14 protein-coding genes and 1 pseudogene are annotated in these 14,649 nt (G+C 57.5%); 13 read left to right on the forward strand and 2 right to left on the reverse strand.

The genetic code is table 11. The features are described 5' to 3' along the window. The 6 genes and pseudogenes from AC1DUB_RS27455 to AC1DUB_RS27480 all read left to right on the forward strand — a co-directional run. A pseudogene (locus AC1DUB_RS27455) lies at positions 1-372 on the forward strand (XrtA/PEP-CTERM system TPR-repeat protein PrsT); the annotation flags it as partial. Between the two features lie 281 nt (positions 373-653). Continuing rightward, positions 654-1,268, forward strand: coding sequence for a hypothetical protein (locus tag AC1DUB_RS27460; protein WP_477732252.1), 615 nt, complete (start codon positions 654-656; stop codon positions 1,266-1,268). Beyond that, positions 1,222-1,608 (forward strand): HPr-rel-A system PqqD family peptide chaperone, encoded by a 387-nt coding sequence (locus AC1DUB_RS27465; protein ID WP_477719962.1) that lies wholly within the window; start codon positions 1,222-1,224, stop codon positions 1,606-1,608. The genes AC1DUB_RS27460 and AC1DUB_RS27465 overlap by 47 nt, the downstream gene beginning before the upstream one ends. Beyond that, positions 1,605-2,522, forward strand: coding sequence for an HprK-related kinase A (locus tag AC1DUB_RS27470; RefSeq protein WP_477732253.1), 918 nt, complete (start codon positions 1,605-1,607; stop codon positions 2,520-2,522). The genes AC1DUB_RS27465 and AC1DUB_RS27470 overlap by 4 nt, the downstream gene beginning before the upstream one ends. Continuing rightward, positions 2,519-3,631, forward strand: a complete 1,113-nt coding sequence (locus AC1DUB_RS27475; protein WP_477732254.1) for a nucleotidyltransferase domain-containing protein — start codon at positions 2,519-2,521, stop codon at positions 3,629-3,631. The genes AC1DUB_RS27470 and AC1DUB_RS27475 overlap by 4 nt, the downstream gene beginning before the upstream one ends. A gap of 84 nt (positions 3,632-3,715) precedes the next feature. Then, positions 3,716-4,501 (forward strand): S1 family peptidase, encoded by a 786-nt coding sequence (locus tag AC1DUB_RS27480; RefSeq protein WP_477732255.1) that lies wholly within the window; start codon positions 3,716-3,718, stop codon positions 4,499-4,501. A 24-nt stretch (positions 4,502-4,525) separates the two neighbouring features. Here the strand turns inward: AC1DUB_RS27480 and AC1DUB_RS27485 are convergent, their stop codons facing one another. Next, positions 4,526-5,839, reverse strand: a complete 1,314-nt coding sequence (locus tag AC1DUB_RS27485; protein ID WP_477719958.1) for an N-acyl amino acid synthase FeeM domain-containing protein — start codon at positions 5,837-5,839, stop codon at positions 4,526-4,528. A gap of 79 nt (positions 5,840-5,918) precedes the next feature. Next, on the reverse strand, positions 5,919-6,290 hold the full coding sequence (locus AC1DUB_RS27490; protein ID WP_477732256.1) for a hypothetical protein: 372 nt from the start codon (positions 6,288-6,290) through the stop codon (positions 5,919-5,921). Between the two features lie 323 nt (positions 6,291-6,613). On the opposite strand from AC1DUB_RS27490, the gene AC1DUB_RS27495 reads away from it, so the two are divergent. The 7 genes from AC1DUB_RS27495 to AC1DUB_RS27525 all read left to right on the forward strand — a co-directional run. Beyond that, positions 6,614-7,063 (forward strand): chemotaxis protein CheW, encoded by a 450-nt coding sequence (locus tag AC1DUB_RS27495; RefSeq protein WP_477732257.1) that lies wholly within the window; start codon positions 6,614-6,616, stop codon positions 7,061-7,063. Then, positions 7,060-8,571, forward strand: coding sequence for a CheR family methyltransferase (locus tag AC1DUB_RS27500; protein WP_477732258.1), 1,512 nt, complete (start codon positions 7,060-7,062; stop codon positions 8,569-8,571). Before AC1DUB_RS27495 ends, AC1DUB_RS27500 begins: the two co-directional genes overlap by 4 nt. Continuing rightward, positions 8,568-9,113, forward strand: coding sequence for a chemotaxis protein CheW (locus AC1DUB_RS27505; protein WP_477732259.1), 546 nt, complete (start codon positions 8,568-8,570; stop codon positions 9,111-9,113). The genes AC1DUB_RS27500 and AC1DUB_RS27505 overlap by 4 nt, the downstream gene beginning before the upstream one ends. A gap of 130 nt (positions 9,114-9,243) precedes the next feature. After that, positions 9,244-11,235: a TOL_0244 family TonB-dependent receptor gene (locus AC1DUB_RS27510; protein WP_477732260.1), complete on the forward strand. Its 1,992-nt coding sequence runs from the start codon at positions 9,244-9,246 to the stop codon at positions 11,233-11,235. Next, complete coding sequence (locus AC1DUB_RS27515) at positions 11,223-11,822, forward strand: TOL_0243 family YfiR-like periplasmic protein (protein WP_477732261.1); 600 nt, start codon at positions 11,223-11,225, stop codon at positions 11,820-11,822. The genes AC1DUB_RS27510 and AC1DUB_RS27515 overlap by 13 nt, the downstream gene beginning before the upstream one ends. Continuing rightward, positions 11,823-13,361 (forward strand): sensor histidine kinase, YfiR-like protein-associated, encoded by a 1,539-nt coding sequence (locus AC1DUB_RS27520; protein WP_477732262.1) that lies wholly within the window; start codon positions 11,823-11,825, stop codon positions 13,359-13,361. 155 nt (positions 13,362-13,516) lie between these two features. After that, positions 13,517-14,649 (forward strand): CHASE3 domain-containing protein (locus tag AC1DUB_RS27525; protein WP_477732263.1); only part of this gene is annotated, 1,133 nt, incomplete at its 3' end.

The following is a 14,649-nucleotide window of genomic DNA, read 5'->3' on the forward strand; positions in this document are numbered from 1 at the left end:
GAGGTGCTCAAGTTGCAGCCCAATAACGCGGGTGCGTATAACAATTTGGCATGGGTGAGCGCTAAACTCAACAAGGATGGTGCGATCGGCTACGCTGAAAAGGCAAATGCCCTGGCACCCAATCAACCGAGATTTATGGACACCCTCGCGATGATACTCTCAGAAAAGGGCGACTACGCGAAGGCAGTGGAACTTCAAAACAAAGTACTGGTGTTGCAGCCGTTGAATCCTGTATACAAACTCAACCTGGCAAAAATTCATATTAAAGGCGGAAATAAAGGTCTAGCGCGAAAAAAACTGGAGGAACTCAATAAACTGGGCGATAAGTTTTCAGCTCAGCCGGAGGTTGCGGCGCTCCTGAAAAATCTGTAAGTCTGTCGGTTTTTCTTACAACTCTCAGGCGAAGTGAACACCAGAAAGCATAAATACCAATAAAAATCAACGGGCAAAACGAACGGCATGAAAATTGCGTCCCTAGCAATTGGCGGAAGCCGGGATTTAATGTGTTTGCTGAGTTCTCAGGCAAAAATGCTGCATCGGTGGCGAGCTAGTTTTTTCGCACAATTGCGGTGCATTTGCTAAGATTAAAGCGGTTTAAGTCGGATACCCGGCGCAAACCGTTAAAAGAATTGCGGCTACGCGTGGGAATCGATATGAGCACTGAAAATATTGAAGCGCCAGGCCAGGGCAAGGCAGGGGGACTTTCATCTGCGGCTCTCGCTCGCCGTCGTATCCTTCTCAAGGGTGTAGGTAAGGGAGCGGCCGTTCTTGCAGCGACTGTACCTCTCCAGACTTTGGCGGGTCAGAGGCTCATCACATTTGATGGCCAACACCAGTGCAGCATCTCGGGCATGCACTCTGGCGTGCATTCGGCTACTACGACTGCGGCGGTATGTGGTGGCTACGGTCCCGATTGGTGGGGTCAATCAGAGACAATCAACGGGAAGCTGGTGCCCAGCCATGCCTGGCCCGTTCCCTTCAAGACGCAGTGTAAACAGGTTTTTAAGGCCAGCGGTTATTTGCGAAATACTGATGGCGGTTTTCCGACGCTGTTTGAGGTCCTATCGCCGGCAGATAATAGCCGCAATTTCGCGGATACAGATGAATTTCACTGGATTTGCGCTTGGTTGAACGCTTTGAGCTTCAGCTTCAACTTCCCCTACTCGGGAGACGAAGTGCTTGCCTTTTATAACCAGGGCAGCGCTTCACCGGCGTACAGAGATGCCCTGGAGTTTTTCAAGACGTACATGGAAACGCACACTTCATAAGTATTGGCAACCGGGACGCTCTTGTCATTTGCTGGTGAATCAATCTCAATCGCCTTGCCTTGTGGTTTGGCATCTGAACACGCTGGCATCCCTGCACTGGAGATGCTGGAATGATGAGTGGGTGGTATTTGACGTTGGGTCGGGACAAACCCACCAGATGGACACGCTGACGGCAGTCACTCTCATGATGGTTGAGAGTACCGCGAGCACGCTCCCCGAACTGGTGTCACGGATTGCTGATGAGTTGCTCATCCCCAGCGATAACCAATTATCGGACGCCGTGGGGGGCATCCTGGAGCAGTTGGCAGCCACTGGCCTGATTGAGTCGACGCTGCAATGATTTTGTCTGAGTTAAGCACAGCCGAAGTCAGTCATCGACTTGGCAGTGAAGGCCTGACCATTCGGACCGGCCCCTTCAATTTCAGAATCATCTCAGAGCTTGAGTCCGTTGGGGAGGGTCTGAGGCTGCTTTATGCTGACTTCCCACTKGTTGACCCTCAGGAGTTTGTCGACTTTACCGTGACTCTGGCCCAAAGCAGAGGATTACGAAGATGGTGGCGGCCACAGGTTAAATTCGTCTATGACGGGGAGCATCCATTTGCCGCCTTGCCTGTAGATCATGCATTTCCCCTGCTTGAATGGGCAATGAACTGGTGTATCTCGACCCAAGCCCATCATTACCTTTCGCTGCACGCTGCCGTGGTTGCGCGAAACGGTTGTGCCGTTATCATGCCAGCCCCGCCAGGCTCGGGAAAAAGCACTTTGTGCGCAGGTCTCGTCAGCCGGGGCTGGCGGCTGCTCTCGGATGAGCTGACTTTGATTTCGCTGACGGACGGCTTGATTGCACCGCTAGGTCGACCTATCAGCCTGAAGAACCAGTCGCTGCAAGTAATCAGCAGGTTTGTGCCGGGCGCGGTGCTGAACCGGGTGACCCATGACACCTCCAAAGGATCAGTCAGCCATATGAAGGTTCCCACTCTCCATGTGGACCTCCATGAAGATCAGGCGCGGCCACGGTGGGTGGTATTTCCGCAATATGTTCCGGCTGCCAGAGCCGAACTTACTGCGCGTTCGAAGGCCAACAGCATGCTGGAGCTGGGCCGCAACGCATTCAACTACACCGTGCTCGGATTAACCGGCTTTGAATTGCTCGCAGACGTCATCACGACCAGCGATTGCTATGACTTCAGATACAGCCAACTGGAAGATGCAGTGTCGGTGTTTGACGATCTTGCAGAGCGGGGAAGGGCATGAAGCCGAGCCTGCTTTCGCAAGTCTGGGCGCAACCGGATCAGCGGCCCCAACTGACTCTGTCGGAATGGGAGAACATTTTGGGTCAGGCCAGACAAGCAAGATTGCTGGGCCGTCTCGCGCAGCACCATGCTGAGCGCAATTGGTTGGCCGCAGTTTCAGAGAGGCCGCGACAATACCTGGAAGGAGCACTGAGGTTGGTTGATCGCCAGCATCATGAGGTGCAATGGGAAGTGGACTGCATCAAGCGCGCACTGAAACATGTTCCTACTCCCATTGTCATGCTTAAAGGTGCAGCTTACTTTGTGGCCAACCTGCCTCCACGACATGGGCGTCTGTTTTCTGACATAGACATCATGGTTGCGCGAGATCGTCTCCCGGAAGTCGAAGGCGCGTTGTTCCGGGCTGGTTGGATCAGTGAAAAAAGAGATGCCTACAACGAGCGTTACTACCGTCAGTGGATGCACGAGATTCCGCCGATGAAGCATGTGCAGCGCGGCACGGTGATTGATGTTCATCACACCATCACACCGCCGACCTCGCGATTCAAGGTCAATGGTGCCCAACTGCTGGAGCGCATGGTGGCCATTGACGACAGGGCTGACTTGTTCGTTCTGGCACCAGTGGATATGGTGCTTCACAGCGCTGTGCATCTGTTTCAGGAGGGCGAATTCAGTCACGGCCTGCGCGACTTGCTGGATATCAACGATTTGCTGAAGCATTTCAGCAAAGATCCTGGGTTTTGGAGTGCACTATTCGCCCGAGCCAAGGAACTGGGTTTGGGCGAACCGCTCTTTCATGCGTTGCACCACACCCAACGCCTCTTTGGTAGCGGCACACCTCTGGATTTACGCCATGAACTACAGGATATCCAGCCGAACTGGATGACTCGCCGGGTGCTGTCTGTATTGCTCAACCGTGCATTGCAACCGCTCCATCCGAGCTGCGATGACTCCTTTGGCAATTTTGCCCGCTGGTCTTTGTACATTCGATCCCATTATCTGCGGATGCCCTGGTATTTGATTGTTCCGCATTTGACTCGGAAAGCCTTCATGCATTACTTTCCAAAGGGGAATACTGCAATAGCTGACGCTGATCACACGGCACATTGATAGCGTGGGTTTGACCTGTGGCTCAATATGCATCAGTGTGTTGGGCAAATCGCGGTTTTACGTTAACCCAATGGAGAGTGAAAAATGAAGTCCAGACTCATTTTCCTTGTTCTTGCTGGCCTCATGATTGCGGAGCCTTTGCGGGCCGATATGGCCAACACTATCGCCAAGGTAAAACCATCAGTGGTCATGGTGGGTACCTACAAGAACACAAACAGTCCGCGCTTCGCCTTGAGGGGGACGGGTTTTGTCGTGACCAATGGAAATTCGGGGCGTGGCAATCTGGTCATCACCAATGCCCATGTTCTTGAGCTGCCTGCGAAAGTGGATGTCGATGCTGCTTTGGTCATCCAGGTCAGGGGGGAACAAAATGAACTGCAGATGCGGCCAGTTACGGTGCTCGAAGTGGACACGCCTCATGATCTGGTTTTGCTGCGCTTTGAAGGGCCCCCGGCACCGGCACTCAGCATGCGGGATTCCGGCTTGGCTCAAGAGGGGCAAGCCGTCGCCTTCATGGGGTTCCCCATCGGGGGAGCGCTTGGTTTCTCACCCGTGACTCACCGCGGCATGATTTCTTCTATCGCCGCAGTTGCCTTGCCTACCCCATCCGCCCAGCAGCTCAACGAAAAAACGATACGCAGTCTGCGCTCGGGAGGTGGTTTCGATATTTTTCAGCTGGATGGCACGGCTTATCCCGGCAACAGTGGGGGGCCCCTGTTTGATCCGGATACAGGAGAGGTGCTGGGCGTTGTGAACATGGTGTTCATCAAAGGCACCCGGGAATCGGCCTTGACCAACCCGTCAGGAATCAGCTATGCCATTCCATCCAGATTTGTGCAGCAATTGTTGCAACGGAGCAAGTCCAACTGACCTCCAGGTGAGTGATTGGATAGCTCAGTCTGGCAAAAATTGGGAGGCAATGTCCAAGTCTTCATGGGTCATGCCTGACTTCAATACGCCAACAAGTTTACGCCAGGGGAGATCAGGTTCAATCAATTTGAAGCCGTAAAAGCCGTGGGGCCCCTTGTGTTTGCCACGTACGACCATGGCTTTGATAACCGACTCTTCCTCATGCCCCAGTTGAACGATGGCTTGACCCCAAACGTTCGCGGGTAAGGGTACTTTAGAGCGCGCCAGAAAACCATCCTCGGAAAGCTCTACCACCCGCAGGTCATAGACGTCCGTATTTTCAGGGCCAGTGACAGAGAACCTGCCAGGACATTTGATTGAATAACGTTGATGCTTACGCTCACGGGTCTGGAAGTTTGAATCAGAAAAAACAGGCGGCAGTACCTGTTGGTACTCCGCGTGGTTGTAGATGGAGTGCAGCAGTCTTTTCTCCCTTTCACTTAGGTTTTGAAAGGTGGGAGTACATTGGTTGAAAAAATAGTCGAGTAAATCTGGTGTCATCACCGGATCATTGGTCGTGAAATAGCGTCGACTTGGCATCCTGATATTACGCAGCTTGGTGCGTAAAAAATATGCATAAAGATTCTTGCGTCTCGCTTTCTTCCCATAAACCCGTTTAAAAATTGAAGGGGCTACATACAGGTCAAGAGAGGCACCTATCGCTGGTGCTCCATTGGCAAAATCGTATTTTTCAACTGAACTCTCCGTCAATCTTTCAAAGAACAAAAGAGACTCGTACATTTCAATCCGGTTCGGATTGACAGCAATCACAAGATGCCGGGTATCAAAGAAGGTGGTGGAGTATTCATACATGAATTTCATCAAGGGAAACAGGATGGTTCCTCCTGTGTTTCTGAATTTCAGATGCACTGCAAGCGCAGATACTTCAGCTATCCGGCCCTTTTTCTCGCGAATGTCGTACAGCTCAAAAATCGACTGCAAGGGGAAGCCGAAAACACTTTCACGAATCAGCGAAATGGTCCCGACAACCTCACCGTCGAACTTGGCGCAAAGTGTGGTTGTGGTTGGCAGCGCGTGGTAAATGCTGACGCGCATGCCTGACGGGTCGGGCCGCATGAAGCCGCTGCCAACATACGCATCATGAAGGAGCTGGAAACACGCTTGCAGTTCTTCTTTCGTCTGCGCTATCTTCAGGACTATACGTTGGTCAGGTGTGGGATCGCAATTGACAAAAGACCGGTACACGGCGAACCGTAAGGACCTTGGAAAGAAGGAAAACGCTTTTCGTAATATATGGTGCAAGAATCTTTTTGCAGCTGACGCATATGGATTTTTCATATAGTGTCCCCGCCGATTCAATATTGATAACCTGTACCGATTGAATTTTGACCAAGGGCTAAAGCTGGCTTCCTGAGCGTCAGCTGTGGGTACCTCTGCACCTTTGCAATCTGTACGGAGTCTTATAGTTATGCAGGATCAACACTTCACACCAGTGATCAGGGCTTTTAAAGGTAGCGCTGAAGGTGCTGAACGGCGAATCCAGCACAGCGTAGGCGTTGCCATAGACCGCATTGTGGGTTTCGGAAGAATCGAGGACCAAGGGGCGTCGGTACGGGTTGTGCGCCAGCTGCTCAGTGAGCGTTTCGTGTTCTTTGAGCAACGCCGCTGCATGCTTTTCGCTGCTCAGCTCTTGCGACTGTGCTGCGGCCACACCCGCCGCTATGAGCAGTGCCACGGCCAGCAATCCGTACAGCCATTTCTTTAGCGCCGAGCGTCGAATCCGGTTCATCCGGGCAGTTTGCCACCGCGCTGAACCGGTTATTGCAAGATGGTCTTTAGTCCTACATGCATTCGCGCCCGACTCTGAAGCAGGAGTCGTTCCAGGTGGTGCCAGAGCGTCTCCCACCCGGTGCTGCGTTGGTTTGCAGGGGCTGGCTGCGTCCAGGCGTTGTGGCAGGGCGTCATGCGACGACTCACCATCACTGTCACATTTGGCATAAACAGCCGAAATGATTTATCCTGAGGCACAAAATTGTGAACTGACCAGGTTTTTGCATCGAACCACCAGCGCAAGCGGAGGTGGGCCGCTCAGCAAGAAAAACAAGGGAACTCATGGAGTTGGTCATTTTTCGCCTCAACGGGCAGCGCTATGCGTTGCCGCTCCCGGTGGTGGAGCGCGTCATCCAAGCCGTGGAAGTGACCTCCTTGCCTGGTGCGCCGGCTGTGGTGCTCGGCGTGATCAATGTAGCGGGCTGTGTTCTCCCGGTGTTCAATATCCGGCGACGGTTCTTCCTGCCAGAGCGGGAGGTCGTTCCCGCCGACCAGTTTCTGATTGCACGGACGGCCCGGCATACGGTGGCGTTGGTGATCGACGAGGTCCACGGCGTGATCGAACACGAGCCATCTGCCGTTGTGGGTGCGGACCGGATGGTACCCGGCCTTGAGCAATTCCAGGGCGTGGTCAAGCTTGACGATGGCCTGGTGCTGATTCACGACATGGAAAAATTCCTTTCGCTGGACGAAGCACACGCGCTGGATACGGCGATGGAGGAGGTCGAATGATGCACGACCAGGTCATGCCGGCGCAGTGGTCGCAGTTGAGCGAGCTTGTCGCCGGCACGACGGGGCTGCATTTTCCGCGCGAGCGCTGGGATGATCTGAAGCGTGGCCTGGTTGACGCAGCGCAGGAGTTTGGCTTTGAGGACGCGGCAGCCTGCGTCGACTGGCTGCTGTCGGCGCAGCCGACCCGGGCCCAGGTACAGGTGCTGGCAGGTCATCTCACGATCGGCGAAACCTATTTCTTCCGGGACGGGCAAACACTGGAGGCGCTCACCGAGAGCATCCTGCCCGAGCTGATCCGCGCCCGGCGCGGCGGCGAGCAGCGGCTCCGCATCTGGAGTGCGGCTTGCTGCAGCGGTGAAGAACCTTATTCACTGGCAATTTTGCTGCATGAAGCATTGCCCGATTTTCGGGACTGGCAGGTGACGATCACCGCGACCGATATCAACGCAAGCTTTCTGCGCAAGGCTGCCGCAGGCATCTACGGCGAATGGTCGTTCCGCAACGCGCCGGCAAGACTCAAGCAACGTTACTTCCATCGCACCGCAGATGGCCGTTACGCCATCGTGCCGCAAATCAAGAAATTGGTGAACTTTGCGCACCTGAACCTCGCGGAGGACGTTTACCCCTCGCTTGAGACAGACACCAATGCGATGGATGTAATCTTCTGCCGCAATGTGCTGATGTACTTCACGCCGCAGCAGACCCGCAAGGTGATCGGGAACCTCCACCATTCGCTGGTCGAAGGCGGCTGGCTGGTGGTGAGTCCCAGCGAAGCCTCACAGACGTTGTTTCCACAGTTTGTCACAGTGGATTTCGCCGGTGCAAGCCTTTACAAAAAGAGCAATGTCGCGCCTCAGGCCGAACCCGGGACGGTGGCCGCCACCGGCGCGCCGGAATCTGGTTTTCCTGCGGTCGAGGCGTCTTTGTCATGGGCACCATTGGCTGCCCCGCTGGTGGTTTTAGAGTCCGACCGTCCGACGGACGACTTCGCCGTTCCGGAGGCACCGGGCAGCACCCTGATGTTTGCAGAATCGCTTTATGGGCAGGGCCGTTATGCCGAAGTGGTTGACACGTTGCTGGCGCCCTTGGCCGAACATACACCAGGGCCTGTGGCATGTTCGCTGCTGGCCCGGGCACTGGCAAACCAGGGCCGACTTGCCGATGCGCTGACATGGTGTGATCGCTGGATCGTCGCCGACAAGCAGGACCCCGCCGGCCATTACCTGCGCGCGGTCGTTTTGCTGGAGCAGGGCGAACCAGAACAAGCGCGGTTTTCCCTTCAGCGGGCGACCTATCTCGAACCCGAGTTTGTGCTGGCTCATTTTGCACTCGGAAATCTAGCGCGCCGGTGCGGAAAGGCCGGCGAAGCGGACAAACATTTCGCCAATACGCTGCATCTGCTGCAACGCTACCACCCGGACGATCCTCTGCGCGAATCGGACGGGCTCACCGCCGGGCGTCTTGCGCAGACCCTTGCTTCGCTCACCAGTCCGGAAAATACGCGATGAGTGACCCCACTCATACCGCCATCCCCGACGCCGGAACCATCCTTCGTGCCCGTGCACGCGCCCTGGCGCGGCCCCGGGATAACACCGCGGTGGCGAACGCATCGCTCGAGGTGCTGGAGTTTCGTCTTGCCCATGAATGCTATGCGCTGGAGACCCGCCACGTGCGCGAGGTGTATCCCCTGAAGAGTCTGACACCGGTTCCCTGCACGCCGTCATTTGTGCGCGGAATTGTGAATGTGCGGGGCCGCATCACGCCGGTCATCGACATCAAAAAATTCTTCGATCTGCCCGACCAGGGGTTGACCGACCTGCACTGCGTCATTCTCCTGCGCAGTAACGATCTCGAACTCGGCTTGATGGCGGACATCATCGTGGGCGTCCGAATCATCCCGCTAGGGAGCCTGCAGCCGACGTTGCCGACGCTCACGGGCATCCGGGACGACTACCTGAAAGGCGTGACGGCGCAACGTCTCGTGGTGCTTGATCTGGATCGTCTCCTGACGGACCCGAAAATCATTGTGCAGGAGGAAGTGGAGGACTGAATCCAGACCCTGCAGGCCAACGCAGGGAGTGGATGTCGTACTGAGTCGCCCTGACCGGAGGTTAGACCGCTAGCCAAGGTCTGGCGTGAACGGGGTAACGGGTGTTCGAAGCAAAAAAAGGAGGGAAATAATGAAAAGAGCCGCAAATGCCGCAGGCAAGGGAGGCAAGGAAGGCAAGGGACGATGGCGCCGGGCAGCGACGCTCGTCAGCCGTCTGACTGCCGTAGCATGCGTGACGCTCAAGGTGGGCGCAGTCATCGCGGCAGATGCCACAACAGCATCCTTGTCCTCCGTGGATTTTTCACGCATGACGCTTGAAGATCTGGCGAACATCGAGATCTCCTCGGTACTGAAGAGACCCGAACGGTTGAGCGATGCGGCTGCAGCGGTCTACGTGATCACGAGCGAAGACATTCGCCGGTCCGGCTATACCAGCATCCCGGAAATACTGCGCCTTGCGCCCAATCTCCAGGTCGCGCGCGATGACTCAAGCAATTATGCGATTACGGCGCGCGGCTTCAACAGCAGGAGCGCCAACAAGCTGGAGGTGCTGATAGACGGGCGCAGCGCGTATACGCCGCTGAACTCCGGCGTGTTCTGGGACGTGCAGGACACCTTGATTGAAGACATAGAACGCATCGAGGTCATCAGCGGACCAGGCGGGACCCTGTGGGGATCAAATGCCGTCAATGGCGTCATCAATATCATCACCCGCTCTTCACGAGATACCCAGGGTACCTTGCTGAGCGGCGGTGCCGGTACCAAGGAGCGTGGCGCCGGTGCTCGTCATGGCGGCAAACTGGGCGAGGACACCACGTACCGTCTGTATGCAAAGGGCTTTAGCCGCGACAGCACGCAGAACAGCAGTGGCACCGACCTGCAAAATTCGTGGAACACGCAGCAGGCAGGCTTCCGGATTGACTCGACCAGCGCCGCCGATACCTTTACGCTGCAGGGCGATGCTTACGATGGGTTGATACATCAGCGCGCCCTGGCCGACAAGACCATTTCGGGAGCGAACCTGCTTGGACGCTGGAATCGCGCATTGGCGGATGACGCAAACATACAGGTCCAGGCCTATTACGACCGGACTCAACGCAACTATCCGGGCTCCGCCGGGTTCGGCGAAGTGCTCGATACCTACGACATCGACGTGCAGCATCGTTTCCGGTGGCGCAAGGACCACGACATTGTCTGGGGCGGCGGCTACCGGCGGCAGAACGACCATGTCGATAACAGCCAGTTCCTGCAGTTTCTGCCGACACAGAAGACGCTGAGCCGGGCCAATATCTTTGTCCAGGACAGCATCGCACTCAGCGAACCCCTCAAGCTCACGCTGGGCCTGAAACTGGAGCACAACAACTACACCGGGCTGGAATGGCAACCCAACGCGCGGCTGGCCTGGAAGCTGGACGATCGCACGCTGCTGTGGTCGGCTATCTCGCGGGCGGTGCGCACGCCATCGCGCGTCGACCGCGAATTCTTTGTGCCGGCTATCCCGCTCCTGGGGTTCCCGGGGTTCGTCGTCGGGGACTTTACGTCGGAGACGCTGACCGCCTACGAGGTCGGTTACCGCACGCAGCCGACTGCCGACACCTCGTTCTCCGTGTCCACCTTCTACAACGTCTACGATGACCTGCGCAGTCTCGAACGCTCTGCGGGCCCCGGATCAGCGCTTGTGATCGGGAACAAGATGAAGGGCAATACCTACGGTGTGGAAATGTGGGGGAACTACCGTGTAAACAACTGGTGGCGGTTGAGTGCAGGCTATAACTATCTCAAGAAAGACCTGAGCTTAAAGTCAGGCAGCACCGATACAACCAGCCTGGCCGCCGCCGAAACTGATCCGCGACACCAGTTCTCTCTGCGTTCGGCGATGAATCTGGCGCACGACGTTGAGCTTGATGTCTCCCTGCGCTCGATCGGCACATTGTCCTCCACCCAGGTTCCTCGCTATACCGCGTTCGATGCGCGTCTGGGCTGGTGGGTCGCCAAGGATGTCGAGGTTTCGTTGACCGCGCTCAACCTGCTCGACAAGGGTCATCCGGAGTTCAGTGGTTCCACGCCGGCGCGTAGCGAAATTGGGCGCAGCTTCTACGCAAAAATGCTATGGAAATTCTGATCAACATACTGCGCGCGGTAGCGCGCATGCACTCGGGCAGCACCTTGGCCGTTGTGGCATTGGGCATCGCGCTCTTCCCCGGCAAGGCCAGCGCAGCCGACGAATCAGTGGAATACGCCGTCAAGGCGGCTTTTCTGTACAAGTTCGGCTCCTTTGTCGAATGGCCTGCAACAGCCTTTGCTTCGCCGACCAGCCCGTTTCAGCTGTGCATCGCGGGCGAGGATCCCTTTGGCGCCACTCTCGACAGGGCCGTCAGCGGCCAGCGGATCGCCCAACGACCAGTCGAGGTGCGGCGACTGAAGATAGTCAAGCCGGACTCAGGCTGCCACATCGTGTACCTTGCCACCTCAGAGGCGCCGCGCCTCCCCCAAATCGTCGAAGCGCTACGCGGCAGCAGCGTGCTCACCGTGAGTGATGGCCGGTCGCCGGGGGTGGCCACGGGAATCATCAACTTCGTCATCAAGGACGATCGCGTGCGCTTTGATATCGACGATGAAGCCGCCGCGCAAAACAGGCTGGCCATCAGTTCCAAACTGTTGAGCGTGGCGCTCAACGTCAAGCCCAGACGGGTCGGGGAGGGCCGTTAAATGGGCTGGCTTGCAAATGTTCCGATTCGCGCCAAATTGCTGCTGATCAGCGTGCTGGCCAGTGCGATTGCGCTGCTGCTGGCCGGTGTGGCCATCGTTGCCTACGACACCATCACCTACACCGACCAGAAGAAACGTGAAATATCGGTTCAGGCCGAAACGCTTGCCGCCAGCGTCACGGCGGCACTCGCTTTCAACGACGCGAAAGTGGCCGAGGAATACCTCAAAGCATTCGAAGCGAATCCGGAAATCGCGGCTGCCGGGATCTACAACGCAGATGCCAGGCTCTTTGCCCGATACCAGCGTTCCGGCTCGTCCACCCGAGCCCTGCCCACGACAACGGAGCCTGCGGGGGAGCGATTCAGGGACGATGAGCTGGAGGTGTTCCGACCCATCAGGGACGGCGCACGCACGGTGGGAACCGTGTACTTGCGTGCGAGCACCGAGTCGCTGACCTGGCGTGTCGCACGCTTCGGCGGAATCATCCTGCTGGTGCTGGTCAGTTCGCTGCTGATCACGCTGCCGATATCCATACGCATGCAACGCGTGATCTCGCACCCCATTCAGGATATTTCAAGGGTAGCCTCACTCATCGCGGCCGGCGACCTCACGGCAACGCTGCCCGCGGATCAGCGCTCCGATGAGATCGGTGTGCTGGTGGAAATGTTCACCCGCATGGCGGAGGGTCTTCGCGAGCAGATTCGCGGGCTGATCGAAGGTGCGACGGTGCTGGGTTCGGCCGCCAGCGACATCGTCGCATCCACCACCCAGCTCGCCGCCAGCGCCAGCGAGTCGGCCACGGTCGTGAGCGAAACGACCGTCACCGTGGAAGAAGTGCGGCAGTCGGCGCAGGTGGCCAGCCAGAAAGCCAGAAACGTGGCCGACAGCGCGCAGAAGGCGGCGCAGATTTCCCAGAGCGGACGCAAGTCCACCGAGGACGTTGCGGCCGGGATGAACCGCATCCGGCTGCAGATGGAAGCAATTGCCGCCAGCATGACGCGGCTGTCCGAGCAGAGCCAGGCCATCGGCCGGATCATGGCCACCGTCGAAGACCTGGCCGCCCAGTCCAACCTGTTGGCCGTCAACGCGGCCATCGAAGCCGCCAAGGCTGGCGAGCACGGCAAGGGCTTTGGCGTGGTGGCGCAGGAAGTCAAGAGCCTGGCGGAGCAGTCGCGCCAGGCGACCAACCAGGTGCGCACCATCCTGGGCGACATCCAGAAGGCGACGACGACGGCCATGATGGCGACGGAGCAGGGTAGCAAGGCGGTGGAGGCGGGGAGCCGGCAAACCGAAGTGGCGGGCGAATCGATCCAGGCGCTGGCGGGCAGCGTGACGGAGGCGGCGCAGGCGGCCACGCAGATTGCGGCATCGAGCCAGCAGCAGCTGGTGGGCGTTGACCAGGTGGCGGGCGCGATGGAGAGCATCAAGCAGGCAAGCACACAGAACGTAGCCGGCGCCAAGCAGCTGGAAGCCGCAGCCCGCAACCTCAACGAACTCGGCCAGCGGCTCAAGCAGATGGTTGAACGTTACAAGGTGTAGTCAACCACAATCGCCATGAGCACCCAAGAAGACAACTTTCTCCCACAACTCCGCGCGACCTTCAAGGTCAAAGCCACAGAGCATGTGCAGGCGATCGCAGCAGGTTTTCAGTCACGTGGAAAACCGAAGTCCAAAAAAAAACGGAGGTCGGTGCCATGAAATGGAATGTCGGAACCAAAATGGGTACAGGGTTTGGCCTGGCGATGGTGATTTTTGTGATGGTCGGAGCGGTTTCCTATCGCAGCACAACGCAATTGATCGAGGCATCGGACTTGCGCCAGCACACCTACGAAGTGCTGAGTCGAGTCGCGGAAATGGAATTGCTGTCGGCAGACATGCAAAATGGCTTGCGGGGCTATGTCATCACCGGGGAAGAAAAATACCTGGAACCGCATCAAGCCGGGTTGGAAAAAATTGACAAAATCCTCCAGGAAACCCGGAAACTGACCGAGGACAACCCGCGTGAGCAGCGACGCCTGGATGCGCTCGAACCACTCGTCAAAAGTCGGATCGACTTCGCCAAGGAAACGATCGATGCCATACGGACCAGGGGAGAGGCGGCGGGCGTTCAACTCATCAGGACAGGTAAGGGTCGCACGCTCACGAGTGAAATCCGCAAGGTTATCGACGAGATGGAGCGCGAAGAAAATGACTTGCTCAAGCAACGCGCGGAGAGCGCGAAGAACGATGCCGGAAATGCGGAATTGACCATCGTGGTCGGCACCCTCGCCGCCTTGGTGCTCGCTGCGCTGGCCGGATTCGTCATCACACGCAACATCGCCCGGCCTCTCCAGGACCTCACGGCTGTCGCGGAACGGATCGCTTTGGGTGACTTGGGTGTCAATGTATCGGTTGATACGCGCAGCGACGAGGTAGGAGCGCTGGCACGGACGTTTGACCGCATGGCGCAGTCGCTGCGTGGGATGGCGAGCGCGGCCGAGCAGATCGCCGCCGGCGATCTGCGTTCGACCATCAAGCCTCAATCCCCCAACGACGTTTTGGGCACCGCCTTTGCGCGGATGTCGGAGAGTCTTCGCGAGCAGGTTCGCGACCTGGTCGAAGGGGCCAACGTGCTGGGCTCGGCCGCGACCGAAATTGTTGCCTCGACCACCCAGCTCGCCGCCAGCGCCAGCCAGTCGGCCGCGGCGGTGAGCGAGACCACCACCACGGTGGAGGAGGTTCGGCAAACGGCGCAGGTGGCCAGCCAGAAGGCCAAGCTGGTGTCCGACAGTGCGCAGAAGGCGGCACAGAGCTCCCAGAACGGGCGCAAGTCCACAGAGGATGTGGG

The sequence above is a fragment of the Polaromonas sp. P4_F9 genome, assembly GCF_056401235.1.

What these genes read in the sequence shown, in the direction of transcription:
- AC1DUB_RS27490 (WP_477732256.1), bottom strand. Translation starts at nt 6,290, where the DNA reads ATGAACCGGATTCGACGCTCGGCGCTAAAGAAATGGCTGTACGGATTG.
- AC1DUB_RS27475 (WP_477732254.1), top strand. Translation starts at nt 2,519, where the DNA reads ATGAAGCCGAGCCTGCTTTCGCAAGTCTGGGCGCAACCGGATCAGCGG.
- AC1DUB_RS27480 (WP_477732255.1), top strand. Translation starts at nt 3,716, where the DNA reads ATGAAGTCCAGACTCATTTTCCTTGTTCTTGCTGGCCTCATGATTGCG.
- AC1DUB_RS27465 (WP_477719962.1), top strand. Translation starts at nt 1,222, where the DNA reads ATGCCCTGGAGTTTTTCAAGACGTACATGGAAACGCACACTTCATAAG.
- AC1DUB_RS27520 (WP_477732262.1), top strand. Translation starts at nt 11,823, where the DNA reads ATGGGCTGGCTTGCAAATGTTCCGATTCGCGCCAAATTGCTGCTGATC.
- AC1DUB_RS27515 (WP_477732261.1), top strand. Translation starts at nt 11,223, where the DNA reads ATGGAAATTCTGATCAACATACTGCGCGCGGTAGCGCGCATGCACTCG.
- AC1DUB_RS27505 (WP_477732259.1), top strand. Translation starts at nt 8,568, where the DNA reads ATGAGTGACCCCACTCATACCGCCATCCCCGACGCCGGAACCATCCTT.
- AC1DUB_RS27485 (WP_477719958.1), bottom strand. Translation starts at nt 5,839, where the DNA reads ATGAAAAATCCATATGCGTCAGCTGCAAAAAGATTCTTGCACCATATA.
- AC1DUB_RS27500 (WP_477732258.1), top strand. Translation starts at nt 7,060, where the DNA reads ATGATGCACGACCAGGTCATGCCGGCGCAGTGGTCGCAGTTGAGCGAG.
- AC1DUB_RS27495 (WP_477732257.1), top strand. Translation starts at nt 6,614, where the DNA reads ATGGAGTTGGTCATTTTTCGCCTCAACGGGCAGCGCTATGCGTTGCCG.
- AC1DUB_RS27510 (WP_477732260.1), top strand. Translation starts at nt 9,244, where the DNA reads ATGAAAAGAGCCGCAAATGCCGCAGGCAAGGGAGGCAAGGAAGGCAAG.
- AC1DUB_RS27460 (WP_477732252.1), top strand. Translation starts at nt 654, where the DNA reads ATGAGCACTGAAAATATTGAAGCGCCAGGCCAGGGCAAGGCAGGGGGA.